Consider the following 24,316-nt stretch of genomic DNA (forward strand, 5'->3'; position numbering starts at 1 on the left):
CCGCGCGGTTTCGGCCGTCGCGGTGCGCCGCACGCATCGAACCGTCAGGAGGAGCGAATGCGAAAGATCACGATCGTCGGGGTCGACAACGACTCCAAGGTCGTGGAGTGCGAGATCGCCGGTTCCGGCGAGCGCCTCGAACTCCCCCTCGACGAAACGCTGCGCTCCGCCGCGAAGGGTGAGTTCGGCGAGACCTCATCCACGAACTCCGAAGACGCCGACGCCGAAGGCGCCAAGGACGCTGTGAACGACAAGGACGCCGCCAACGACACTGTGAACGACAAGGACGCCGCCAGCGACGAGAAGGATTCCGCCGCTTCCGGTTCCGACTCGGCCTCCGACGCGGATTCGTCCTCCTCCACCACTGCGACTCCTTCGCTCACCTCCCTCGCCACCCCTTGGGATGACGCCGCAGGTGCCGATTCCGATTCTTCCTCCGCGCCTCAGAAGGCCGGAGACACGGATAGCCGGACCGGCGGGATGACCGGGGACAAAGCGTCCGCGAAGAACGGCGAGCCCTCGGTACCGCGCACCCCGCTGCGCCCGAAGGAGATTCAGAATCGCGTGCGCGCCGGCGCCTCGATCGACGAGATCTGCGAGCTCACCGGCATGCCCTATACGCGTGTAGAGGCCTTCGCGTATCCCATCCTCCAGGAGCGGGGCGACCGCGCCGAGCGCGCACGCAAGGCGCACCCGATGCTCGCCGACGGCCCGGCGGTCGACTCCATCGAGAAGCTCACGCTCGAATCCGTCGAGGAGCGTGGCGTCGCCCCCGAGCTGGTCAAGTGGGATTCGTGGCGGATCAAGAACGGGAACTGGGTCGTCCAGGCGACTTGGCCCGCGGGTCTCAGCGACGACGCGAGCGCGGCATGGGAGTTCGTCCCCGATTCGCATGGCGGGGTCGGGCATCCGCTCGACGACGAGGCTCTCGCCATCGGCGATCCGTCCCTGCGGCGTCAGATGTCGTCTGTGCCGTACGAGCCCTTCGACACCGATGCCGGGTACACGACGGCCACCGGGTACACGATGCCGACGCAGCCGGCTGCACATCAGGCCGCTGACCAGCGCTGGGGGCGGCAGGACAACCCGGCACCAGCAGCCGGGCCGAACATCCGGCCCGCGGCGCTTCCCGGCGCGCAGCAGCCGTATCAGCCGCCGGGCCGTCAGCAGGCCCCGCAGAATCAGCAGCCCTTTGCACAGCCCGGGGCGCAGCGCTTTACGGGGCAGACACGGACCGGACAGGACGGCGCGGACATCCCGGCGGTGCCGCCCGCGCAACCATCGGCCGGCGACCGCAGCCCGTTCGCGATGGATGCGCGGCGCCGACAGGGTCAGCAAGCTCAGCAAGGCCAGCAGGCGCCACGGGGCCAGCAGGGCTCGGTGCCCACGGACCCGACGCGCCGCCCGCTCGGCGGCCCCATCGAGCTCGGCCCCGACGCGGGCCATCCCCGCGGGCCGCGGACCCACGCTCCGGCCGCGGGCGACGCCGCATGGCAGCAGGGCGCGGGGCGAGGCGACTCGGCACCTCACTTCGGCGATGCCGCCCCGGGCGCCAGCGCGCAGAACGCTCAGGACAGCGCCGCGGCCCAAGGCAACGACGCGGCCGGCGGGCACGCGAACGACGACGAGTTCCTCATGCACCCGCCGAGCAGCGATGCACCCCAGCACAAGGCGAAGGGGAAGCACCCGACGATGCCTTCATGGGAAGACGTGCTCCTGGGAGTGCGCTCTCCCAAGGACAACTCGTAGGTTCGCCGTCATACTGGTAAGAACATCCAGCCCCACGAACGGAAGGTTCCGCCGATGCCCCACCACGTGACAACCCTGTGGCACGTGGCGACGGAATCGCCGGCGCAGGCATTTACCACGGGCGTGCCGGCGGACCCGGGCTTCCCGCGGCGGGTGCTGAGCAAGCTGTACCCGACGGCGACGATCAGCCAGCTCGGCGAGTTCCCGCTCAACCGCTCGGCTTCGGCCGGCGAGGGCGAAATCTATATCGGCGCGTTCCCGGGGCTCACGGTGATCCAGACGTCGGAATGCGATGCGCTGCGCCCATCGGAGATCGACGAGAAGTGGATCTCGCTCGTCGGCGCGCCCGACGTCTACGCGTTCGCCTTCGACGCCGACAGCGAGGTGAGCGCCTTCGCGCACTGGCACGAGGGCAAGCTGCAGCGCTCGTTCTCCGCCGCAAACAACCGTATCGTCGAAGACGAGGGCATCCCTGCGGGCTTCGAGCTGCCGTTCTGGTCCGGCGAGCGTCCGCTCGAGGACGATGCAGGCGACGATCCGCTGGCGCTCCCCTTCTCCCCCGCCGAGCTGCTCAGTACCGCGCACACCGAATGGCTCGGTTTCGAGTTGAGCCCCGACGGGCTCGACGTTCCCGTGCTCGGCTACGCCACCGACGGCCGCCGCGAGGTCCGCGCCGCGCACCCGCCCACCGGGCCCGCGATGCACTTGTCGGGGGATGCCGGGCACGCGGAGATCGAGGAGCAGGGCGATTCCGCCGCCGGTGGGGCCTCCGAGGAAACGGCCAGCTCGCCGTATGCGCACGACGACTACGAACGCGCCGCCGCCGCGAAGGAGCAGCCGCTGCGCGAGTCCGCCCGCGCAGCCGCCTCGCGCGCGAAGGAAGCCGGGGGCATCGCCGCGCGCGGCATGGGACGACTCGCGAAGCTCACCAAGGACCAGATCGGCAGGCTCGAGGACCGCAGCCGGCGCGAGCGCTGAGCCGCGCGCCGAAATACGCCGGGCGAAGAGGCCGTCGGCTCAGCGGCCGTAGCCGCCGAGCCCGGAGGCGAGGGCGTCGATCGTGCGATCGAGGTTGCCCGCGTCGGGATCGCGCGCGCTCAGCGACATCTCCACCTGCAGCGCGGTGCGCCCCCGGCCCTGAAGGTGCGCGACATCCGTATATGCCTCGGTGGCATTGAAGGGCCCTTGGTCCGTGATGATGTCCGGCGCCACGCCGACGATCCGCCGCCCGAGGTCCTCCGCCTCCGGGGTGGGCGCCGAGCCCAGGCCGAGCTCGATATGCGCCGAGGAGGACGCGTCGCTCATCCCATGGAGGTCGGCGAATACCGAGTCCGCAGGAAGCGCGTCGAGGGTGCGGGAGAATGCGTCGTCGCGGTCGGCCCAGTTGTCGTGCCAGTCGGCGACCTTGCCGTCCGTCGCGAGGACCGTCGCCCCGAGGCGCTCCCCGAGCACCTCGGCGATGCCGCCGGTGTAGAGATCGGGGACCTTCGGCTGGCCGGCGCGGAAATGGCGGACGGCGTGCGGCGCGAGGATGACGAGGCGCGAGCCGGCAGTGCGGTCGACGAAGGCCACCGATCCCGGCGCGGCGCTGCCGTCGTAGCGGTTCGCGGAGTAGCGCTTTTCTGCGGTTCGGAAGGCGTCGACGGTCGAAGACACGTCCGTCACCATAGCGAGCGGCGGCTCGGACGATCCGGCGGGCGTACTGGCGACATCGGCGTGCGTTGAAGTCCCCGTGCCCGCCGCCACGATGGCAAGGGTCGCGGTGAGGACGGCGGCGGCTCGCAGAGCCGAATCGAAGCGGTTCGCGGCGGGGCGGGCGGAACGAAATCGCACTGCGAGGCTCCTGTGGCGCTGGGCGGCATACGGAATGTTAGGTCGGCTACATTCCGAATCACAGGCACTGTTATAGCATCCGGCCGCGGAGGCCTTTGGCCCTTTCGCTCCGACTTCCTGCGCGGGGGGCGCCTACTGCCGAGGCCCCGAATGGGCCGGACCGGACGGTCCAGGCCGCCTATCTCATCCGCTCGTACAGCGCGATCTGCGCGGCGGTCGCCACGTTGAGCGAGTCGACCCCCGGCGCCATCGGGATCGCCGCGCGCATCGATGCCGCGCGCATCGCGTGCTCCGTGAGCCCCGGCCCCTCCGCGCCGACCAGCAGCGCGAGCTTCCCCTCCCCGCCCGCGCGGCCCAGCCGGTTCGTGGCCTCGGCAAGGGTGACGTCGGACGAGGGGGTCAACGCGACGGTCGCGAATCCCGCCTCGTGGAGTTCGTCAAGCCCCCACTGCCACGTGGTCGGCGAGCCACCCATCCGCGCCCATGGCACGGCCATGACATGCCCCATGGACACCCGGACCGTCCGCCGGTACCAGGGGTCCGCGGTGGACGCGCCGAGGAGGACGCCATCTGCGCCGAAGCCCGCAGCCCCGCGGAAGATGGCGCCGATGTTCTCCGGATCGTTGACCCCCTCCAGGACGAGCAGGGTCCGCGCGTTACCGAGCACGTCCGCCGTCATGAGAGGTTCCGGGCGCGGGGCCACGGACAGCACGTCCCGCGAGGAGGAGAAGCCGATGACCTCCGAGAGCACGGCGTTGGAGACGCGGTAGAACGGCGCGGGGCCCGCGGCCGCGTCTAGATCGTCGCCCTCCGCGGCGAGGTCCGCGCGGAGCCGGTCGAGCTTGGCGCCCGTCCCGGCCAGCGCTAGCGTGCCGAGCCGCGAGAGGAGCATCCGGCCGACTACGTAGAGCCCCTCGGCGATGACGAGTCCGCTGCCGCCCTTGTCCGGGCGGCGGTCGGCGACGTTGAGCGAGCGGAAGGGGTCGAGCCGCGGGTCCGCGGGGTCGGCGATGTCGATGACGTCCACGCGGAGAGCGTAGCCGCCCGTTACGAGAGGACCGAGGTGATGGGGTCGATCGCGAAGTACACGACGAAGAGCGCCGAGACGATCCACAGCAGCGGGTTCACCGACTTCGCGCGGCCGGTGAACAGCGCGAGCACGACCCACGCGACGAAGCCGACGCCGATGCCGTTGGCGATCGAGTAGGTGAACGGCATGGCGACGATCGTGAGGAACGCCGGGAGCGCGATGTGGAACTTCGTGAAGTCGATGTTCGCGACCTGCCCGATCATCAGCGCGCCGACGATGATGAGCGCCGGGGCCGCCGCCTCCACGGGGACGACCTTGTACACCGGGGTGAAGAACATGGCGAGGAGGAACAGCACGCCGGTGACGATGTTGGCGAGGCCGGTCCTGGCGCCCTCGGCGATGCCCGTCGCGGACTCGAGGAAGACCGTGTTCGACGACGACGAGGTGAGGCCGCCGACGACGGCGCCCGCGCCCTCGATGACGAGCGCGGTGCGCATGTTCGGCGGATTGCCGTTCTCGTCGGCGATCCCGGCCTCGCGGCTGAGCCCCGTGAACGTGCCCATGGCGTCGAAGAAGTTCGCGAGCAGCAGCGTGAAGACGAAGAGGATCGCCGGCAGCGGCCCGATGCGGGTGAACGCGCCGAAGAGGTCGACCTGGCCGATGAGCGAGAGGTTCGGCAGCGCGCCGAGGGAATCGGGGACGGTGGGGACCGCGAGGTTCCAACCGGTGGCGACGGGCTTGCCGTCGACGAACGACGGGCCCGCGGAGAAGATCGCCTCGACGATGATGGCGAGGACCGTGGCTGAGATGATGCCGATGAGGATGCCGCCCCGGACCCCGCGCGCGACGAGGATGCCGCAGAGCAGGAGGCCCACGCAGAAGATCGCGGTGGGCCACGAGGCGATCGAGCCGTCGATGCCGAGGCCCACGGGGACCGTGGTGCCCGCGGCATCGGGGATACGCCGCACGAAGCTGGCGTCGACGAAGCCGACCATGGCGATGAAGAGGCCGATGCCGACCGTGATCGCGGCCTTGAGGTCCGCGGGGACCGCGTTGAATATCGCCGAGCGCAGTCCCGTGATCGCGAGGATGAGGATGAGGATGCCCTCGATGACGATGAGCCCCATCGCCTCGGCCCACGTGACCTCGCTGACGATGGTCACCGCGACGAGGGAATTGATGCCCAGACCGGTCGCGAACGCGAACGGGAGGCGGGCGATCGAGCCGAACGCGATGGTCATGATTCCCGCGGTGAACGCCGTGACCGCCGCGATCTCCCCGATCGAAAGCGTGTGGCCCTCGATGTCCGGGGTGCCGCCGAGGATCAGCGGGTTGAGCAGGATGATGTACGCCATCGAGAAGAACGTGACGAGCCCGCCGCGCAGTTCCCTGCCCGGGGTCGAACCGCGCTTGGTGATGAAGAAGTATTTGTCTAGCGCGTTCTTCGGCGCGGTCTCGGCCTTTTCGGCCCGCTCCCCTGCCGGCGTCTCGTTCGTACTCATTCGGCTCGCTTCCTTTAGGGCCGTTCTCAACCGTAATTAAGATATGCGACTGAGCGCGCCGACGGTACTCTGTGCGCGTGAGCAGCACCCCCCGATTCGGCGACACGCCCCGCGCGGACGGGCCGGCAGCGGACCCGGCGGCCGCGGCGGGCGAAGCGGCCGGCGCAGCCGATGCGCTTGGCTCTGTCTCGGCACCGACCGGAGGCTCGAACCTCTACGATCGCCTGCCCCCGCTGCCCGCTGCAGTGCTCGACCCTCGCCCCGCGCTAGCGCTCGGCACCGCGATATGGCTGGTCATCGCAATCGTGCTCCTCGTGCTCGGCGGCTGGTCGCGCACGGTCGCGCTTTGCCTCGCCGGCATCGCCGTGGGCGTCCTCGGCACCGCCGTATACGCGCTCCAGCGGCGCGCCGTGGTCCGCGGCGCGCGCGGAAGCCAGCAGGGCCTCGACTTCGACCAGAGCTAGCGGGCTACCTCCACCGCTCGGAAAGCCCAATGCATGACGGCGGAGGAGCTATTCCGCCGTGCCCTCGGCTGGGACATCGGAATCTGCGGCAACAGTCTCGCTCGCGGCGGCTACGGAGTCACTCTCGACGGCCCCGCCTTCTGCATCGTCAGCGGCCCCCGGGGCGGGATCGAAATCGAGAGCGTGGTCGTCGACCGGCGAGCCGACCGGGGCGCCGGGGCCCGACTGCTCGTCGCGCACGGCGGAATGCGCGCCGCAGCCGTAGTCGAGAGACACGACCTGGCCGTCGGCGGAGAACTCGTTCGCGCACACCCCGAAGGCGTGGCCGAGCGATCCCGCGATCGACACGAGGAACCCACAGGTCCCGCACGAATGCTCGGCGAGCTTCGCCGTCTCGGAGTCCGGGCCGTTCGGGCCTTCCTGCCAGCGCTCGGCCGTCAGCACGCGGCCCTCGTAGGAAAGGACACGCTCGCGGCCTAGCCCCAGCGGAACGGCGTTGTCCTCGAGGTCCTCGGCGCCGTCGTCGACGAGCTCGTAGCCGGGGGCGAGGCGCTCGTCGACCTCATCGACGGGAAGCAGGTCGCCGGGGCCCACGTCTCCGGCGTGGAGCCGGTCGACCCACGGCACCCACTCGGGGGCGAGGAGCGCGTCGGGGCCGGGGAGGAGAGCGATCTCGTCGATGGTCGTGCGGTCTCCGGCGTCGGAGAGCACGCACGCCCACTGCCAGCCGCGATATCCGGGGAGGATCGATTCGAAGAAGTGCGTCGTGGTGTTCTCGGCCTCGACGACGGCGCGGACGTGCTCGCCGACCGTCTCCGCACCTGCGACCTCGATCGCCGCCGCGCGGGCCGTGGCGATCGCGCCGCCCTCGTCGCCACGCCCCGGCGCCTTCCCGGCCTCGCTTCGCTCGGTCACATCCGTCATGCCCTTCATTATGGCCGCCGGTGCCCTGATCCCCGAAAAGCGCGGCGCCCGGATCCCCCGTGCCCTCGCCGCGGCGGCGGGCTATGCGGCATTATCGACGGCATGAGCTCATCGCTGTCCCCCCGAAACGCCGCCCGCGGCGCGCGCCGCCCCGCGCGGCATCGCTTCGCCACCACCGCGGTGCCTGCGCTCCTCACCGCGACCCTCCTCGCGGCGGCGGCATGTGGGAGCAGCGAAGGCGGCGACGGCGGCGGCGACCGGGCCGGGGCGCCTTCATCCGCCTCGCAGGACGGCCAGGGCACCATCGACGGCGGAAGCATCTCGACCACCGCGATGGGCGATCTGGGGAGCCTCAACTCCGGCAGCGCCGCCGGTCTGGGCTCCGGTTCCGCCGCGGCGCGGGCCACCGGCGAGGTCGAGGTCGTCCGCGACCTCCCCCACGACCCCGCAGCGTTCACCCAGGGCCTCGAGTTCCACGACGGACGGCTCTACGAGTCGACCGGCGAATACGGCACCTCGTGGGTCTCGGCGAAGCAGCTCGACGCGCCCGCCACCGACTACGAATTCAAGACCGACTCGCTCCCCCGCGAGCAGTTCGGCGAAGGGATGACCTTCGTCGGGAATTCCCTGTGGCAGCTCACGTGGAAGGACGGCGTCGCCTACCAGCGCGATGCCGCCACGGGCGAGGAGACCGACCGCGCCGACTACGAGGGCGAGGGCTGGGGCCTGTGCAACCTCGGTGACCGCCTCGCGATGTCGGACGGCTCGAACAAGATCACCTTCCGCGACCCGGAGACCTTCGCGCCGACGGGTTCGGTGGACGTGGCCCAGGACGGCCGCCCGATCGACCAGCTCAACGAGCTCGAGTGCGCCGGCGGGAAGATCTACGCAAACGTGTGGATGTCGGACACGATCGTCCGGATCGACCCGGCGACGGGTGCCGTCGACGCCGCGTGGGATCTCCACGACATCGGTCAGCCCCGCCCGAGCGATCCGAATGCGGTGCTCAACGGCATCGCGGCCGTCCCGGACTCGGATACCTTCGTCGTCACAGGCAAGCTCTGGCCCGGGGCCTACGAGGTTCGCCTCAAGTGATCAGGTCGCGACCTCGACAGCGAGGACGCGGCCGTACGTCCCCGGAAAGCGCCGGCGGCGCTACATCTACAGTCGGCCCGCGCCAGCGCGGCGGGCCCCTGCAGCGGGCCGCCGGGCTCCCCCTGCGCCTGTTCACCGGCGACGGCGCGCGCGATTCGGGCCTCGCGCAGCTCGCCTACACCACCGTCGCGAATTTCTCGATCGACGCGATGCTGGCCGTGGCGCTCGCCAACACGCTCTTCTTCTCCGCCGCGACCGCCGAGTCGCGGACGAACGTCGCGCTCTACCTGCTCATGACGGTCGCGCCGTTCGCCTTCATCGCCCCCGTGATCGGCCCGGCGCTCGACCGCATGCGCCGCGGCAGGCGCTTCACGCTGTCGATGACCTTTACCCTGCGCGCGGTCCTCGCGGTGATCCTCGCGCTCAACTTCAATTCGCTGCTGCTCTACCCGTGCGCGCTCGGCATGCTCGTGCTTTCGAAGACGTACGGCGTGGTGCGGGCGTCGTGTACGCCGTATCTGATGCCGCCGAAGCTCGATCTCGTGCGGACCAACGCGCGGCTCACGATCCTCGGGCACGTCTTCGGTTCGCTCGTCGCGGGTGGCGTCGCGGCGGTCATCGCGTGGATGTTCGACTCGCACCAGGTGCTGTGGGTGCTCGCGCTCGTCGCGCTGGTCGGCGCCTACCTCTGCATCGGATTGCCCGCGTCCGCCGAGTTCCACGAGGGGGACGAGACCGCCTCGCTCGCCTATTTCCATCATGGGGATGACGGCGGAGGTGCCGGTTCCGGATCGGCGTCCGAGCTGCCCGCAGGCGCCGGGGACACGGTCCCGCTGGGCGACAAGCCCGCGCCGACGCGGCGGCCGCTGCGCAATGCCGCGCGAGCCCGGGTCGACGTCCTCAAGACAGTGCTCACCCGGCCGCTCGGCCGCGATGTCGTCGCCGGGCTCTGGGCCGAGGCGTCGGTGCGGATGCTCACCGGCTTCATGACCCTCTACGTGGCCTTCGTCGCCAAGTCCACCGAGGCCGCGGCAGCCACGGAGCAGATCGCGATCCTCGGCGCCGCCGGCGCTGCGGCCGGCATCGGCACCTTCGCGGGCAACGGCCTCGGCGCGCGGATCACTCTCGGCCACCCGGCGCGGATCACGCTCACGGTCTCGGGCTTCGCGGTCGCGGCCACCGTTGTCGCCGCCGTGGCGGGCAATGTCTACGCGGCAGTCGCGCTCTCGCTCGTCGCCGCGCTCACCAGCGCGATCGGAAAGGTCGCCCTCGACGCCTCGATCCAGACCGATATCCCCGATATCGCCCGCTCCTCCGCCTTCGGCCGCTCCGAGACGGCGCTGCAGCTCGCGTGGGTCTTCGGCGGCGCGCTCGGCGTGCTCCTGCCCACGGACTTCTCCATCGGCTTCGGCGTGCTCGCGGGGCTCACCGCGCTGATGTTCGGGCAGTCCGCGCTCACGAGCCGCGGGCGCACGCTCATCCCGTGGATCGGCGGCGACAGGCCGAGGCGCCCGGCGGCCGAGGTGCCGGCGGAGTAGCGCGAGTCGTCGCGGGCTTGCGGAACACACCAGCGACCGGCAGGGCTGCGGCGGACCGGCGGCGGGGCCGCGGCACCCCCACGGACACCGACCGTGCACGATAGAGGCATGTCTCAAAGCAAGCCCCGGGCGCGGCGGGTCCGCCCGCTCACCATCGTGATCCTCGTCGTCTGCGCGCTCCTCATCGTCGCCGCGCTCTCCGCATGGCGTGGCAGCGAATCGCAGTACGGACGGATCCCCGAGGTCCGATTCGCCACGAGCTCGTGGAGCGAGAGCGCCGAGCCGTACACGTGGCGCACGCTCACCGACGGCGGCGGCGACGAGGTCCAGCTCTCCCGGAACGTCTCCCCCGAGCAGCACCTCACTGTCGGCCTGCCCCCGGAGCTCGAGAAGGTCGATCTCTCCGTTCTCGTCCTACGCACGCCCGAGGGCGGCTCCCCCGACGACGAGGTCGAGATCCTCGAGGACGTTCCCGCGCATTCGACGAAGACGCTCACGCTCCCAGCGACGGACGAGCAGGGGCTGCTCTCCGGCGTGGTGATCACCGGCGGCGTCGTCCCCGTCTACGCGGAGAACGGCGACGAGGACGTGCTCTCGGGCGAGTGGTCGCTCAAGCTGACGCCGGCCCCCGCCGATCCCGCGGCTGCGCCAGGCGCATAGCGGCGTTACCGAGACCGGAGCCCGAGATCAATTTGGACGCTCGTTAAGGATGCGTGAATGCGCAGCTCATCCGGTTATCGGACGCTCGGTCGTCACACCTGCTCGTAAGGCTCACAGGTGGCCGCGGCCCCGGCCGCACTCCCTCAGTCGAGCTCCTTGGCGACCGCGCGGAGCACCTCGGCCACGCGCGAGGAGACCTTGGGGTCCGGGAAGCGACCGCGACGGAGCTCGGACTGCACGGAGGAATCGAGCAGGGTGATCATGTCCTCGATCATCCCGTGTAGCTCATCCGGGTTGCGCGTCGAGCGCTGCTTGGCGCCGCGCGCGGGCTTCGCGCCGGGGACCTCGAGGACCTCAACGCGCAGCGCCTGGGGTCCGCGGCGGCCGCTGACCATGTCAAACTCGACGCGCTGCCTGGCGTGCAGCGCCTCGACGCCGTCGGCAAGCGCATCGGCGCGAACGTAGACGTCCTCGCCCTCGTCCTGGGAGAGAAAGCCGAAGCCCTTGTCGGCGTCGTACCACTTGACTCTTCCCCGTGCCATGGACGTTCCTCCCTGTCTTTCCTGTCGAACCGCTGGCCCCACGAAGGCGGCCCCGCCGGAGTTCGGCGGGGCCGCAAGAACATCCAGCGTACAACGAGCGGACGGGATTCCCCAGCCTCGCTGCTGGTCGCGGAGGCGCGGGCGGGACTATGGTTACTGCCTGTGAGTTCCGCAGAGCAGCCGCAGATTCCCGAGCCCTCCGCCGCCGACGGCGCCCCTGCCGGTCGCGCCGGCCAGAAGCCGCGCCGCCGCGGACTGTTCTATACAGCCATGGCGATCTTCGCGATCGGCGTCGTCGCCACCATCGCAGCGATCGTCTACCCGCTCCTCTCCGCCGACTCCGAGGGCCCCACGTGGATCTACCTCGTGGCGATGCTCTGCGCCCCGCTCGGCTTCCTCCTCGCGATCATCTACGCGATCGCGTCGTCGCGGCCCTCGCGGCATTAGCCTCCTCGACGCCCGCCTCCACCCGGGGCCGAGGTTCGCCCTCCGCCCACCGGCAGCGCCGCCTTCGCCACGGCCGCGCGAACGGCGCGCGCACCACTCTCCCCCATTTCGGGGCCACTGGATGACGGCCACCTTCCCGCCGCCTCAGCAGCGCCGGGATCGCGACCAGCGGAGGGACTACGCGTGTGGCCCGAGGGGCAATTGGGGCGCCGAATCGCGACACGCCGAGTGCGGTGAATCACAGTGGGACGCGAAACGCCTGGTCGATTCGATAAATGTCACGGAAACGTCACGAAATCTCGATTCTGTTTATTTCAGAATGATGACGATTCGTTGTTGATTCGTTATTGTCGACGTCGACTCCCCAAGAGTTGGACATCCAGGTGCGGCGCGAAGCGCGAGCTCGCCCGCAGTGCCGAGAACACCGGCGCGCGCGGACTCCCCGCCCCACCCCGTATCGAACACGTAAGGACCCCGCGAAGAATGAGCACGATCAACGGTCGCCACCGCGCCGCCACGAACTCCTCGCACGCTAAGACCTTCGCGAAGGTCGCTCTCACCGGTGCCACTGTCGGCCTCGCCGGCTTCCTCTTCTCCCCGGGCGCCGCCAACGCGGCCCCGATCTCCGAGTGGGATTCCCTCGCGCAGTGCGAGGCCGGTGGCAACTGGGCCATCGACACGGGCAACGGCTTCCAGGGCGGCCTGCAGTTCTCCCCGTCCACCTGGTCGGGCTACGGCGGCGGCGAGTTCGCCCCCACCGCCAACCAGGCTTCGCGTGAGCAGCAGATCATCGTCGGCGAGCGCGTTCTCGCCGGCCAGGGCTGGGGCGCATGGCCGTCCTGCTCCGCTCAGCTCGGCCTCTCGGGCGCCCCACAGGAGCGCACCATGGCCGACTTCGGCCAGGCCGCCCCGGCTGCCCCCGCCGCCGATGCCGGCTCCGCCGACATCGCGCAGGAGGCGCCCTCCGCCGAGAAGTACGTCGCGCAGGTCGTCGCCGAGGCTGCCGCCCGTGGCGTCCAGCTCCCCGTCGACATCCAGGCCGAGTACGAGGCCAACAAGGATCTCGTCGACACGCACTACCTCGACAACAAGGACGCCGTCGACAACTTCATGGCGACCTACTTCGGCACCAACTAGCCCTCGGACCAGCCGTCGCCTGCGCCTACTCGCGCAGGAGCTGTCTCCCGGACGGCCGGAATGCTTTCGCAGCGTTCCGGCCGTTCGGCCATTTCGGGGTATGCGCTGCGTTCGAGCACTTCTCGATTCGCATGCGGCCGCGTTCGCCCACCAGATTGTCGATCCACCCACAGCGTCAGTTGGTGGATCGACAATCTGGTAGGCGTAAATTCTGCCAATCCCACACAGCGGGAACAGCACCCGCTCCGCACGCACGAAAGCCCGCCCCCAATGGAAGGGAGGCGGGCTACCGAAAACCACCACCGAGTCGACGAGCGGCGGCGCGGCTCACGCCGCGCTCAGCGCGCTCGGATCGAGCGGAGAGCTGCTACTGGTCCCAGGTATTGATGTGCGTGTACGAGTGCACGTAGGCCAACTCGGTGTAGTCCACCGGAAAGGTCACGTTGCCGTACGGCGAAAGGCCGCCGGTCACGTACGCGACCAGCTCGGTAACAGGGTGCTCGCCGAAGCGCTCGTCCGGCCAGGCGGTGGTGTCGAGAACGTTCTTTGCGGTGCTCACGCCGTCTATTGTGTCATCCGAACCGGCCCCTTGTCACCGCAGGGTGGGACTCGATGTCACCGCGGGTCGCTACTCGCCCGGCGGCACGAGCGAGCCGAGGCAATTACTGTGGATAAAGTGCCACGCCGATCCAGCTCCGCAGCCTCCGCCGCCTCCGCGGGAGACCTCTCGGAGTGGCTGGCCGCTACGGACGACGCCACCGTCGCCGCCCTGCTGCAGGCCCGCCCCGACGTCACCGCTCCCCCGCCCTCGACCTTCGAGGTCCTCGCGGCGCGCCTCGCGCTGCCGCAGACCGCGACCCGCGAGGCCGCGCGACTCGACCTCCCCACGGCCACGACGCTTCTCGCGGCAGAGGCCGCCGGCGCGTTTCCCGGGCCTGTCGCCCTCGCCGACATCGACGCCGCGCTCCCGCACAAGGGCCGCCGTCCGGCCGGCGCGAAGAAACACCTCGCCGATGCCGTCGACAGGCTGCGCGGCGTAGGCCTCCTGTGGGGCCCGGACTCGGCCATTCGGATGACGGCGAAGCCCGGCGATTTCCCGGCCCGCGGCCAGATCGTTCTCCCTGCGCCGGGCGATCCGAAGCCGGCCGAGGTCGCCGCGGCGCTCGACGGCGACGAGCGGGTAAAGGCCATGCTCGCGCGGCTCGCACGCGGGTCCGTGGCGCGCGGGGAGTTCTCGGTCCGGATCAGCGCGGGCACCCGCGAGGTCCTCGACGCCGCGGTGTCCGCCGGCGTCGCGAGGCTCTCCGCGGACAGCGCCCACCTGTGGCCGAGCGCCGGCGCCCTGTACCGGCTGCGCTATGGAGCCGGCGGCGCGGACGTACTCGCCGAGCCCGAGTGGCCGGGTACGACTGTCTCGCAGGCGAGCCGCGACGGCAGCGGCGGTGTCGCGGCCATCGAGCTCGACCACGCGGCGCAGCGGGTGCTCTCGCACCTCGGCGGCGCCCCCGTCGGCCAGCTCCGGGGCGGAGGGGTGGGCATCCGCGAGTTGCGCCGCCTCGCGGCGGCCACCGGCGAGGGACTCGGCCCACTCGTCGTGCTCCTCGAGACCCTCTACGCCGCGGGCCTCATCTTCCCCGGCGACAGCACCGTGGGCGAGGAAGAGGTCCTCGACGCCTGGGCCCCGACTCCCGCCGCGGACCGCTGGCTCGCCGCGGAGCTGCCCGAGCGCCTCGCGACACTCGCCGCAGCGTGGTGGCAGATGCCACTCGCGCCGTGGCAGCCGGAACCGGGCGCGGACGAGCCGGGCAAGACCCACATCGACGTTCCCGTCCTCGCGATCCGTGCCGAGGACCGCTGGCTGCCGGGCACCCTCGAGGCCCGCCACGACGCGTTCGCCGCGCTCGGCCAGCTTCCCGAAGACGGCGAGACGACGGCCGAGGATTTCCCCGAGCTCGTCCGCTGGCTGCGCCCCTCTCTGCTCTCCGGTCGGCGGATGGCGCTCATCCGCCAGGTCGTCGACCAGGCGCGCGGGCTCGGGCTCGTCGCCGGATGGGGCCTGACGACGCCCGGCCGCGCCCTCCTCGCCGCCGAGTCCGCGGCCCGCGACGAAGGCCGTTCGCTGCATTCCGATGCCGGCGCCGACGAGCTCCGGACGCTGCTCTCCGAGAAGTACACGGAGATCCTGCCCGCGCCGGTCTCGGATATCATCGTCCAGGCGGACAACACGATCCTCGCCCCCGGACCGCTCACCGCCGAGCTCGCGGCGGAGGTCGGCGCCATGGCGGACGTCGAGACTACGGGCGCCGCGACCACGTACCGCCTGTCCGATTCCTCGATCCGCGCGGCCCTCGACTCGGGGCGCACGGCGGATTCGCTGCTCGCGACGCTGCGCACGGCGTCGATCACGCCCGTTCCCCAGTCCATCGAGTACCTCATCGCCGATACGGCGCGCCGCCACGGTACGCTCCGTGTGGGCTCGGCCGCCGCGTTCCTCCGCTCCGACGACCACGCGCTCGTCGCCGAGCTCGCCGGCAGCCAGCTCGCCCAGAAGATCGGCCTCCGGCAGATCGCCCCCACCGTCCTCATCTCGCACGAGCGCCCGCATCGGCTCCTGCGGGAGCTGCGCCTCGCCGGCTATTCGCCCGTCGCCGAGGACACCACGGGACAGCTCGTCGACCTCGCCCGCTCCGAGGCGAGGGTGTCCCCCGATCCCGCCGAGGACCCCGGCGACCGGCGCCGCCTCTCTGCATGGGCAGGCATCGGTCGCCGCACGGCGGAACAGGCCGTGGCCACGATGCGCTCGGCGGAGAAAGCCGCGGGAGCCGCGGGCGCGAAGGGCGGTTCGGGCCGCCGCACGGGCATCGCCGCTGTGAGCATGCTCCACGAGGCCGCGGAGACCTCGCGCCCCGTGGCGATCGCGGTGGTCGACGCCGCGGGCCGGACCTCCTCGGGGATGCTGCTCCCGTTGCGCGTCGCGGCAGGCCGGGTCAGCGGCGTCGATCCACTCACCGAGGAGCATCGCGAGTACGCGCTCGCCCGGATCATCTCGGTCTCGCCGGCCCCGTAGCCCGCCGCCTACCGCTGTGCCGCCTGGCGCCACGGCAGGCGCCACCGCCGATTTGCCCTCCTCTGGGACAATGAATGACCGGGCGGAAAACGCCCTCCGGCGTCAGGAAAGGACTTCCAAAACGTGGCTGGCGGACCCCTCATCATCCAATCCGACAAGACCGTGCTGCTCGAGGTGGACCACGAGCAGGCGGCCGCGGCGCGCGGCGCGCTCGCCCCGTTCGCCGAGCTCGAGCGCGCGCCCGAGCACGTGCACACCTACCGGATCACCCCGCTTGCGCTGTGGAATGCGCGCGCCGCGGGGCACGATGCCGAGCAGGTCGTCGACGTGCTCGTCGAGTACGCCCGCTACCCGGTCCCGCAGCCGCTGCTGGTGGATATCGCCGAGACAATGGCCCGCTACGGCCGGTTGCAGCTGGTCAAGAACCCGGCGCACGGACTCGTCCTCGTTTCCCACGATGCCGCGGTGCTCGCGGAGGTCAAGCGGCACAAGAAGATCGCCCCGATGCTCGGCGCGCAGATCGACGACGACACGGTGATCGTCCACGGCTCCGAGCGCGGGCACCTCAAGCAGGAGCTCCTCAAGGTCGGCTGGCCCGCGGAGGATCTCGCCGGTTACGTCGACGGCGAGGCCCACCCCATCGCGCTCTCTACAGAAGAAGAGGACTGGGAGCTGCGAGACTACCAGGAGATGGCGGCGGACTCGTTCTGGTCCGGCGGCTCCGGCGTAGTGGTGCTCCCCTGCGGCGCTGGCAAGACGATGGTCGGCGCGGCGGCGATGGCGAAGGCGAAGGCGACCACGCTGATCCTCGTCACCAACACCGTCGCGGGGCGGCAGTGGAAGCGCGAGCTCATCCGCCGCACGACGCTCACCGAGGACGAGATCGGCGAGTACTCGGGCGAGAAGAAGGAGATCCGGCCCGTCACGATCGCCACGTACCAGGTCATCACTCGCAAGACCAAGGGCGTCTACCGGGCCCTCGACCTGTTCGACTCGCGGGATTGGGGGCTCGTCGTCTACGACGAGGTGCACCTCCTCCCCGCCCCGGTTTTCCGTATGACGGCGGACCTCCAGTCGCGTCGGCGGCTGGGGCTCACCGCAACCCTCGTAAGGGAGGACGGTAGGGAGGGCGATGTCTTCTCGTTGATCGGACCGAAGCGCTACGACGCGCCGTGGAAGGACATCGAGGCGCAGGGGTGGATCGCGCCGGCCGATTGCGTCGAGGTGCGGGTGACCCTCACCGAGAACGAGCGGATGATCTACGCGACCGCCGAGGCCGATGAGCGCTACAAGATCTGCGCCACCGCGAAGACCAAGATCCCGGTGGTCCGGAAACTCATCGAGCAGCACGCCGGTTCGCCGACGCTCGTGATCGGCGCGTACCTCGATCAGCTCGACGAGCTCGGCGACACCCTCGACGTTCCGGTGATCCAGGGGTCCACGCCGAATAAGGAGCGCGAGAGGCTGTTCGACCAGTTCCGCGAGGGCGAGATCTCGTGTCTCGTGGTGTCGAAGGTCGCGAACTTCTCCATCGACCTGCCTGAGGCCTCGGTGGCGATCCAGGTGTCCGGGACCTTCGGCTCGCGGCAGGAGGAGGCGCAGCGGCTCGGCCGGCTCCTGCGGCCGAAGCACGACGGCGGCCAGGCGCACTTCTACTCGGTGGTTGCGCGCGACACGCTCGATGCCGACTACGCGCAGCACCGCCAGCGTTTCCTCACCGAGCAGGGGTACGCGTACCGGATCGTCGATGCCGACGACGTGCTCGGCCCGGAGCTGCCGCAGATCGGGGACTGATTTCGGCCGCGGTTCCCGCCGCGCGGATCACGCGGGGCGACAGCCCGCGGCGGCAGTGAGCTAGATGTCGTCCTCGCCGACGGGGCCTCCCTCACCCTCCCAGTTCTCGATCATCTCGACCTTGGCGTGGCCGAACTTGCGGCGGACGCCAACGCCCGCGCCCGGTCCGCGGCCATCGCCTTCGGGGATGAACAAGACGCCGTAGTAGTCGAACGCCACGACGAGCGCCTGTGCCTCCTCGGTGGTGACCGAGCCGAGGCCGCGTTCGTAGGCCTTGAGCTTCTCGGGCTCGATGCCGGCGCGTTGGGCGACGAGATCGATCGAGACCTGACTGAGCGCGCGGGCAGCGCGAGCAACGAATCCGTCCATGTGCAGTTCGGTAGCCATGGCACCAGCCTGCCATCTTCCGCCGAACGCGGGCCCTGATCGGCCGCCACGCGGTCGCGGCGGCGCCCCCGCCGCGAGTACTCTGGCCCTCCGTGCTCACCGCCCCTCAACTCCTCGCGCTCATCGGCGTGTGGATCGTCGGCGCCTACACCCCCGGCCCCGACATGCTCCTCGTTGTCCAACGATCGCTGGCCTCTCGGTCCGCGGGATTCGCGGCCACCGCGGGGGTCGTCACCGGCGTAACTGTGTGGCTTGCCGCATCCATCTTGGGGCTCGCGGCGATCCTGCAGGCCAGGGAGGGAGTGCTCCACTGGCTCCAGCTCGCCGGCGGGCTGTTCCTCGTGGGCATGGGAATCCTCGGCGTCCGCGCCGCCTGGCCGGGGGCCGTGGAAGCCGTGCGAGCCCGCGCAGACACGGCACTTCCGCCGTCACACCGAGAAAGGGCCAATAGACCTGCGCGCAGGGATTATGCGCGAGGCCTCGCAACGAACCTCTCCAATCCCAAGGCCGTGGTCTTCTTCGGCTCGCTCCTTGCGCCGTTCCTCTACCCCGGCGGCACAGGGCTGTCGTTCGCGGCGTCGGCGGGGATCTTCGCTTTGCTCGTGGCGCTCGCTTTCGCAGCGTTTACCTCGGTGGTTCTGCTCGCCTCGCACCCGACGATCAACGGTCGGATCCGCCGTTTCCTCCCCGTCGTCGACGCGGCGAGTGGTGCGCTGTTCGTCGTCATCGGGGCGCTCATCGCGGTGGCGGCGATCGGCGCCCTGACGTAGCGCGGACATAGCGCGGACATAGCGCGCGGGCGTGGGCACCCCGGCCGCACCCCTCGGCCATAATGGACCCCATGCCCGCACAGCACGATTCCCGCGAACCGCAGAACCAGTACCGCCTGTTCGACTTCCCCGTCGACAACTCCTGGGCCCGGAAAAACAATGAGAACCTCGGAGAGATCCGCAGACTGCAGGTCGCCGGTGGCGTGCTCGCCGTCGCGTGCCTCGTCGGCGCCGTGCTGCTCGTGCTGCTCACCGGGCAGGCCCCGCTCGCGGTCGTCGTCGCCGTTCTGCTCGTGCTCTTCGCCCTCGGATTCGCCGCGATGATCTTCTACATCCCCAAGAAGATGGGCGCCATCGACGAAACGTACAAGCGCTCCGAGCTCGTGCCGGGGATCGTGTCGAGCGTGCACAAGCACGTCCTCACGATCACAGCGCTCGTCGACCAATCGGTGGACCGCTCGAAGGGTTCGACCCCGGCGCTCGCGACCGTCTCGTGCCAGAAGCTCCCCGGCCACGAAGGCAAGGAGGGCGAGCGCGTCCCGTGCGTCGCCGTGGTCGGCAACCGCAGCGCCCGGGGCAAGGCCAACACCTACGACTTCATCAACCCCATGCCTATCGCATGGGGGACACCCGACGCGTCCGTGATCAAGCGCGCAATCAAGAGCATCCCCGATGCCGAGTGGGACCTCCTCCGCAAGAATTCCGGGCGTTTCCAGGAGGTCCAGAAGACCCGAACGGGAATCCTTCCGCTCTAGCTTCACCACTCTTTCGGTGGAACCTTGACCGGCTCTTGGACTGGGAACTCCACCACGCGCTCTCGGATCTGCTCTTCCAGGTCCCACGCGGTTCCGCCCGGAATCCTGCTGGTCTCAAAGCTGCCGGCATCGACTCCAGGAATCCACCCCGTGGCCTGGGTAGCGACAAGAAGTTGGGCCTCGACGTCGGCCACCGACATCTCGGGCAATACGGTGACGCCGCCTCCCATGATTCCGGCATCGAAGCGGAGCTCTCGCAATGGAGCGATATCCTGCAGGCTCATCGCATCGCGAACCGAGACCGGATGGTCGAAATCCACGTCACGCCGCCCGCCGACGAGGTCGGAATATTGGTAGCCGCCACACGCCGTTAGCGATGCGAGGCCCACCGCGCACAGAACAGACGAGGCGGCGACGCGCGCACCCCGTACGCCATGAGCGCCCCAAATCTGATTCGCGGTCTTGAACATGCCCCCCCCCAGGTCTCGATCGCAGCGACATCACGCGGATCTCCACTCGATCATCAACCAGGTCGTCACCGATCGTCCACTAGTATTTTCCCGAGCGCACGACCCAGTCGTGCCGCGCACGCCCCACCCCACTCCTAGGAGCCCCTCATGGCCGGCGGCCTCGTGGCACTGCTCGACGACATCGCCACTCTCGCGCGGATGTCCGCGGCGAGCATCGACGACGTCGCCGCGGCGGCGGGAAAGACCAGCGTCAAAGCGGCGGGCGTGGTGGTAGACGACACGGCCGTGACCCCGCAGTACCTCGAGGGGATCGACGCCTCCCGCGAGCTGCCGATGATCCGCAAGATCACCATCGGCTCGCTGCGCAACAAGCTGCTCATCATCCTCCCCATTGCGCTGCTGCTCAGCTCGTTCGCGCCGTGGCTCATCACGCCGATCCTCATGCTCGGTGGCTCGTACCTGTGCTTCGAGGGCGCCGAGAAGCTCTGGGAGATGGTGCGGGGCGCGGGAAAGACGGGCGGAAAATCCACCGAGGATGACGCAGGTGGTGCCGCCCCCGCAGCGGCCACGGGCCCCGAGGCCGAGAAGAAGGTCGTCTCCGGGGCGGTGCGCACGGACCTCATCCTCTCGGCCGAGATCATGATTATTTCGCTCAACGAGGTCGCCGAGCAGAGCGTGTGGATGCAGGCCGGAGTGCTCGTCGTCGTGGGCATCCTCATGACCGTCATCGTCTACGGCGTGGTCGCCGTGATCGTCAAGATGGACGACGTCGGCGCGGCCCTCGCCAAGCGCGACACCGCGGGGGTCGCGGCAGCGGGCCGCGGCTTGGTCAAGGCTATGCCCGTCGTACTCCAGGCGCTCTCGGTGATCGGCACCTTCGCGATGACCTGGGTCGGCGGCCACATCCTGCTCAACGGAATCACAGAATTCGGCTGGCACTGGCCGCACGACGCGATCGCCACGATCGCCGATCCGGCGCACCACATCCCCGGTGTCGGCGGGGCGCTCGCGTGGATCATCGAAACGCTCATCGCCTTTATCGTCGGCGCGATCTGGGGCGGGATCATTGCCGCAGTTGTCCACGTGCTCCCGTTCGGGCACCACGGCGCCGACTCCGCCGGCTCCGCCGAGGCGACCACGGACGAGGACACCGCGGCGCCGCGTTAAGCTGGCCGCATGAGCTTCCCGCTGGACCTAGACCTCGAGACCCTCCGCCGTCGCCGCAGCGAGAAGTGGGTGTCGTACCCGGCCGACGTTCTCCCGCTGTTCGTCGCGGAGTCGGATGTGGCCCCGGCTCCCCCGATCGCCGAGCTGCTCTCCGCGGCGGTGGCGAACGGCGATTTCGGCTACTCCGCCGATGCCGACGGCCTCCGGGACGTGGTCTCGCAGTACTACACCCGCTTCGGCGTCGAGGCTGCGCCAGGCGACGTCATGCCCGTATATGACGTCGGAGTGGGCGTTCGCGCCGTCTTGCGCGAGTTCCTCACGCCCGGAGCCAAGGTGGTCCACCACGTTCCCGTCTACATGCCCTTCCCGGCGTGGATCCGGCGGTCCGGGCACGAGCCCGTGGGCGTCCCCTTCGCCGAGGACGGTTCGATAAACCTGCCCGCGATCGAGCGCGAGTTCGAGTCCGGCGCTCGCGCCATCCTGCTGTGCCACCCGCACAACCCGTCGGGGCGCATCCACCCGCAGTCCGAGCTCGCGGAGCTCGCCTCGCTCGCCGATTCCTACGGGGCGATCGTCGTCTCCGACGAGATCTGGGCGCCGATGGCACTGCCAGGGCACGAGTTCCGCAGCTTCCTCGCCGCGTCGAACACGGCGCGCAAGGTCGGCTTCGCGATCTCCTCGGCCTCGAAGACCTGGAACCTCGCGGGGCTCAAGTGCGCGTGGGTCGTCACGGGCAACAGGGCACAGTACACGCTGCCGCCGTACCTCGCCGGAGCCTGCGGGCACCTCGGCTCGCTCGCCGCGCGCACCGCGCTCACCGAGGGCGAGCCGTGGCGGGAGGAGCTCATCGCCGCGCTCGGCGAGAACGTCGATCTCCTCGGCCGGCTCCTCGAAGAACACCTCCCCGAGGCCCGGTGGACGCGACCCGAATCCACGTACGTTGCCTGGGTCGACCTGCGCGCCTACCCTGCGCTCGGCGACAACCCGGCGAAGCGCTTCCTCTCCGAGGCCAAGGTCGCGCTGAGCCCCGGGGCCGCGTTCGGCGAGGGCGGCGCCGGCTTCGTCCGGATCAACTTCGCGTGTAACCCCGAGCTGCTCACCGCAGCCGTCGAGCGGATCGGCGAGGTCGCCCGCGGCGCGGTGTAGCCGCCCCGGCACGGGCAGAGCCGGGAGCGTCCCGCACCCCGGGCGAGCGCCTGGACGGCTGCCCCCCATCGGGATATTGTGAGGTGTATCACGAGGATGTCGGACGATGTGGAGGATCCGTGGCGCCCAGCAGCTCCCGGGGACCGACCACGGCCCCTGATGAGGGCCGGGCGGCCGGGCCTGTCGCGATCGATTCGGGCGAGGAGCTCGACTCGGTCTCATCGCTCGTCGATGAGCTCCTCCTCCCCACCGCCGTGGACGACGGCTTCGTCATCGCCCTCGCCGACGCCACCGGCCGTATACGCCACATCGGCGGCGACACCCACGTCCGCTCCCGCATCGAGGAGATCGGTTTCGCCGTCGGCGAGAACTGGTCGCAATCCCGGATGGGCACCAACGCCCCCGGCACCTCGCTCCTGCGCGGCACGGCGCTGTCGGTGCGCCGCGAGGAGCACACGCGGCCCGAGGTCCACGCGTTCAGCTGCTCCGCGGCCCCGCTCGTGCACCCGGCCACCGGCGAGATCCTCGGCACCCTGGATGTGACAGGCGGGGACGTCGCAGCGGACCCGCACTGCCTCGCCCTCGTGCGGGCCACGGCCTCGGCCGCCGCGCGCGAACTCGGGCTCCGCCGGCTCGCGGACACCCGCGCCCCGGGGAATCCGGCACGTCCGGCGTCATCCGTGTTGCGCCTGGTCCACAGGGGCCGGCCCGTGCTGGAGACCGCGAGCGGGCAGGCGTCGCTCTCGGTGCGGCACGCCGAGATCCTCACTCTCCTCGCGACCTCGCCCGAGGGGCTCACCGCCGCCGCGATCGCCGCGACCGTGTACCCCGAGACCGCGGCGGAATCGACCGTGCGCGTCGAGATGCTGCGGCTGCGCAGGGTCCTCGAGAAGGTGGCCGGCGCGCCGCGGCTCGCGACCCGCCCATACCGGCTCACCGAGCCGCTCGACATCGACGCTCTGCAGGTGGTCGAGCACGTCGGCCGCGGCGATTTCTCCGGAGCACTAGACCTCTACCGCGGCGACGGGATCGGCGCCGCCGAGGCCGCCGGGCTCAGCCGCGTCCAGCGCGCCGCTGCGGCGACCCTGCGCGAGGCTATGCTCGCCGACGCCGACGCCGGTACGCTTCTGCGATACCTCGACCTGCCCGAAGTGGAACACGACCGCGAGCCGTGGGAGGTGGCGCTGCAGATCCTCCCAGCCCGCGCGCCGCAGCGCTCGGTCGTCGTGGCGCACCTCGAGGAGCTCGCGGCCGCCGAACGGATGGGCACCGAGAAGGCGGGTCCCGGAGCCGGCGCGAACTCGAGCAACGTACTTGTAACGTGACCTGCATTACATTTTCTTCCACGCCCCGGTAGCCGGGGCCCCCTCCGGACCCCCGGACGAATACGGAAGGAACCAGTCACCATGGCTGTCTACGCGAATCCGAACACCGAAGGCGCGAAAGTCGACTTCAAGCCGCGCTACGAGCACTACATCGGCGGCGAATGGGTCGCGCCGATCAAGGGCCAGTACTTCGAGAACGTGAGCCCCATCAACGGCAAGGTGTTCTGCGAGGTCGGGCGCGGCACCGCCGAGGACATCGAGGCGGCGCTCGACGCGGCCTGGGCCGCCGCGCCGAAGTGGAACGCGACGTCGCCCGCCGAGCGCGCCGTGATCCTCAACAAGATCGCCGACCGCATCGAGGAGAACCTCGAGGTCCTCGCGGTCGCCGAGACCTGGGACAACGGCAAGGCCATCCGCGAACCGCTCAACGCGGACATCCCCCTCGGCGTCGACCACTTCCGCTACTTCGCGGGCGCCATCCGGGCCCAGGAGGGCTCCCTCTCGCAGATCGACG

At 70.3% G+C, this 24,316-nt stretch carries 23 protein-coding genes and 2 pseudogenes; 16 read left to right on the forward strand and 9 right to left on the reverse strand.

All coding sequences use genetic code 11. From position 1 onward, the window contains the following. The first annotated feature begins 57 nt into the window (after window positions 1-57). On the forward strand, window positions 58-1,749 hold the full coding sequence (gene sepH, locus V7E05_RS01600; RefSeq protein ID WP_333617930.1) for a septation protein SepH: 1,692 nt from the start codon (window positions 58-60) through the stop codon (window positions 1,747-1,749). Window positions 1,750-1,803: 54 nt separating this feature from the next. Beyond that, the gene (locus V7E05_RS01605; protein WP_333617931.1) at window positions 1,804-2,727 is read left to right on the forward strand and encodes a DUF6928 family protein; all 924 of its coding nucleotides are present in this window, start codon (window positions 1,804-1,806) and stop codon (window positions 2,725-2,727) included. Between the two features lie 39 nt (window positions 2,728-2,766). Here V7E05_RS01605 and V7E05_RS01610 read toward each other — a convergent pair whose 3' ends face one another. The 3 genes from V7E05_RS01610 to V7E05_RS01620 form a co-directional block, all read right to left on the reverse strand. Continuing rightward, on the reverse strand, window positions 2,767-3,582 hold the full coding sequence (locus V7E05_RS01610; RefSeq protein ID WP_333617932.1) for a hypothetical protein: 816 nt from the start codon (window positions 3,580-3,582) through the stop codon (window positions 2,767-2,769). 178 nt (window positions 3,583-3,760) lie between these two features. Then, window positions 3,761-4,609: a TrmH family RNA methyltransferase gene (locus tag V7E05_RS01615; protein WP_333617933.1), complete on the reverse strand. Its 849-nt coding sequence runs from the start codon at window positions 4,607-4,609 to the stop codon at window positions 3,761-3,763. Window positions 4,610-4,629: 20 nt separating this feature from the next. Then, entirely contained in the window at window positions 4,630-6,114 is a 1,485-nt protein-coding gene (locus V7E05_RS01620; RefSeq protein ID WP_333617934.1) for an NCS2 family permease, read from the reverse strand. Between the two features lie 77 nt (window positions 6,115-6,191). Between V7E05_RS01620 and V7E05_RS01625 the strand changes: the two genes are divergently transcribed. Beyond that, window positions 6,192-6,578 (forward strand): DUF2530 domain-containing protein, encoded by a 387-nt coding sequence (locus V7E05_RS01625; protein ID WP_333617935.1) that lies wholly within the window; start codon window positions 6,192-6,194, stop codon window positions 6,576-6,578. Window positions 6,579-6,626: 48 nt separating this feature from the next. On the opposite strand, the gene V7E05_RS01630 is transcribed toward V7E05_RS01625, so the two are convergent. Then, window positions 6,627-7,502, reverse strand: a complete 876-nt coding sequence (locus tag V7E05_RS01630) for a DUF3027 domain-containing protein (protein WP_333617936.1) — start codon at window positions 7,500-7,502, stop codon at window positions 6,627-6,629. Between the two features lie 102 nt (window positions 7,503-7,604). Between V7E05_RS01630 and V7E05_RS01635 the strand changes: the two genes are divergently transcribed. The 3 genes from V7E05_RS01635 to V7E05_RS01645 all read left to right on the forward strand — a co-directional run bounded on the left by V7E05_RS01635 (window position 7,605) and on the right by V7E05_RS01645 (window position 10,795). Then, window positions 7,605-8,597, forward strand: a complete 993-nt coding sequence (locus tag V7E05_RS01635) for a glutaminyl-peptide cyclotransferase (RefSeq protein WP_333617937.1) — start codon at window positions 7,605-7,607, stop codon at window positions 8,595-8,597. Next, a complete protein-coding gene (locus V7E05_RS01640; protein WP_333617938.1) occupies window positions 8,594-10,135 on the forward strand; it encodes an MFS transporter in 1,542 nt (513 codons plus the stop codon). The genes V7E05_RS01635 and V7E05_RS01640 overlap by 4 nt, the downstream gene beginning before the upstream one ends. 108 nt (window positions 10,136-10,243) lie before the next feature. Further along, window positions 10,244-10,795, forward strand: a complete 552-nt coding sequence (locus tag V7E05_RS01645; protein ID WP_333617939.1) for a hypothetical protein — start codon at window positions 10,244-10,246, stop codon at window positions 10,793-10,795. A gap of 143 nt (window positions 10,796-10,938) precedes the next feature. On the opposite strand, the pseudogene V7E05_RS14265 reads toward V7E05_RS01645, so the two are convergent. Together V7E05_RS14265 and V7E05_RS14270 are read right to left on the reverse strand one after the other, a co-directional pair. Beyond that, a pseudogene (locus tag V7E05_RS14265) lies at window positions 10,939-11,091 on the reverse strand (cold-shock protein); the annotation flags it as partial. Window positions 11,092-11,153: 62 nt separating this feature from the next. After that, window positions 11,154-11,337 (reverse strand): annotated as a pseudogene (locus V7E05_RS14270) (cold-shock protein); the annotation flags it as partial. Window positions 11,338-11,499: 162 nt separating this feature from the next. Here V7E05_RS14270 and V7E05_RS01655 point away from each other — a divergent pair. Continuing rightward, a complete protein-coding gene (locus V7E05_RS01655; protein WP_333617941.1) occupies window positions 11,500-11,784 on the forward strand; it encodes a hypothetical protein in 285 nt (94 codons plus the stop codon). A gap of 483 nt (window positions 11,785-12,267) precedes the next feature. Further along, window positions 12,268-12,921: a transglycosylase family protein gene (locus V7E05_RS01660; RefSeq protein ID WP_442891564.1), complete on the forward strand. Its 654-nt coding sequence runs from the start codon at window positions 12,268-12,270 to the stop codon at window positions 12,919-12,921. Between the two features lie 367 nt (window positions 12,922-13,288). Here the strand turns inward: V7E05_RS01660 and V7E05_RS01665 are convergent, their stop codons facing one another. Then, window positions 13,289-13,480: a hypothetical protein gene (locus V7E05_RS01665; RefSeq protein WP_333617942.1), complete on the reverse strand. Its 192-nt coding sequence runs from the start codon at window positions 13,478-13,480 to the stop codon at window positions 13,289-13,291. A 117-nt stretch (window positions 13,481-13,597) separates the two neighbouring features. Between V7E05_RS01665 and V7E05_RS01670 the strand changes: the two genes are divergently transcribed. Together V7E05_RS01670 and V7E05_RS01675 are read left to right on the forward strand one after the other, a co-directional pair. Further along, a complete protein-coding gene (locus tag V7E05_RS01670) occupies window positions 13,598-15,988 on the forward strand; it encodes a helicase-associated domain-containing protein (RefSeq protein ID WP_333617943.1) in 2,391 nt (796 codons plus the stop codon). Between the two features lie 123 nt (window positions 15,989-16,111). Beyond that, window positions 16,112-17,782: a DNA repair helicase XPB gene (locus V7E05_RS01675; protein WP_333617944.1), complete on the forward strand. Its 1,671-nt coding sequence runs from the start codon at window positions 16,112-16,114 to the stop codon at window positions 17,780-17,782. A gap of 60 nt (window positions 17,783-17,842) precedes the next feature. On the opposite strand, the gene V7E05_RS01680 is transcribed toward V7E05_RS01675, so the two are convergent. Further along, the gene (locus V7E05_RS01680; RefSeq protein WP_333617945.1) at window positions 17,843-18,169 is read right to left on the reverse strand and encodes an XRE family transcriptional regulator; all 327 of its coding nucleotides are present in this window, start codon (window positions 18,167-18,169) and stop codon (window positions 17,843-17,845) included. Between the two features lie 92 nt (window positions 18,170-18,261). On the opposite strand from V7E05_RS01680, the gene V7E05_RS01685 reads away from it, so the two are divergent. Both V7E05_RS01685 and V7E05_RS01690 read left to right on the forward strand, forming a co-directional pair. Then, on the forward strand, window positions 18,262-18,939 hold the full coding sequence (locus V7E05_RS01685) for a LysE family translocator (protein ID WP_333617946.1): 678 nt from the start codon (window positions 18,262-18,264) through the stop codon (window positions 18,937-18,939). A 71-nt stretch (window positions 18,940-19,010) separates the two neighbouring features. Continuing rightward, window positions 19,011-19,694 carry a DUF3239 domain-containing protein gene (locus V7E05_RS01690; protein ID WP_333617947.1) on the forward strand — a complete coding sequence of 228 codons (684 nt, stop codon included), beginning with the start codon at window positions 19,011-19,013 and terminating at the stop codon, window positions 19,692-19,694. Between the two features lie 2 nt (window positions 19,695-19,696). On the opposite strand, the gene V7E05_RS01695 is transcribed toward V7E05_RS01690, so the two are convergent. Then, a complete protein-coding gene (locus V7E05_RS01695) occupies window positions 19,697-20,164 on the reverse strand; it encodes a hypothetical protein (RefSeq protein WP_333617948.1) in 468 nt (155 codons plus the stop codon). Window positions 20,165-20,311: 147 nt separating this feature from the next. Between V7E05_RS01695 and V7E05_RS01700 the strand changes: the two genes are divergently transcribed. The 4 genes from V7E05_RS01700 to V7E05_RS01715 form a co-directional block, all read left to right on the forward strand. Further along, on the forward strand, window positions 20,312-21,331 hold the full coding sequence (locus V7E05_RS01700) for a DUF808 domain-containing protein (protein ID WP_333617949.1): 1,020 nt from the start codon (window positions 20,312-20,314) through the stop codon (window positions 21,329-21,331). Between the two features lie 9 nt (window positions 21,332-21,340). Then, complete coding sequence (locus tag V7E05_RS01705; protein ID WP_333617950.1) at window positions 21,341-22,477, forward strand: MalY/PatB family protein; 1,137 nt, start codon at window positions 21,341-21,343, stop codon at window positions 22,475-22,477. Between the two features lie 119 nt (window positions 22,478-22,596). Then, entirely contained in the window at window positions 22,597-23,802 is a 1,206-nt protein-coding gene (locus V7E05_RS01710) for a GAF domain-containing protein (protein WP_333617951.1), read from the forward strand. A gap of 81 nt (window positions 23,803-23,883) precedes the next feature. Further along, window positions 23,884-24,316 (forward strand): aldehyde dehydrogenase family protein (locus tag V7E05_RS01715; protein WP_333617952.1); only part of this gene is annotated, 433 nt, incomplete at its 3' end.

The sequence above is a fragment of the Dietzia sp. genome (assembly GCF_036741115.1).
In the GTDB taxonomy this organism is placed as follows: domain Bacteria; phylum Actinomycetota; class Actinomycetes; order Mycobacteriales; family Mycobacteriaceae; genus Dietzia.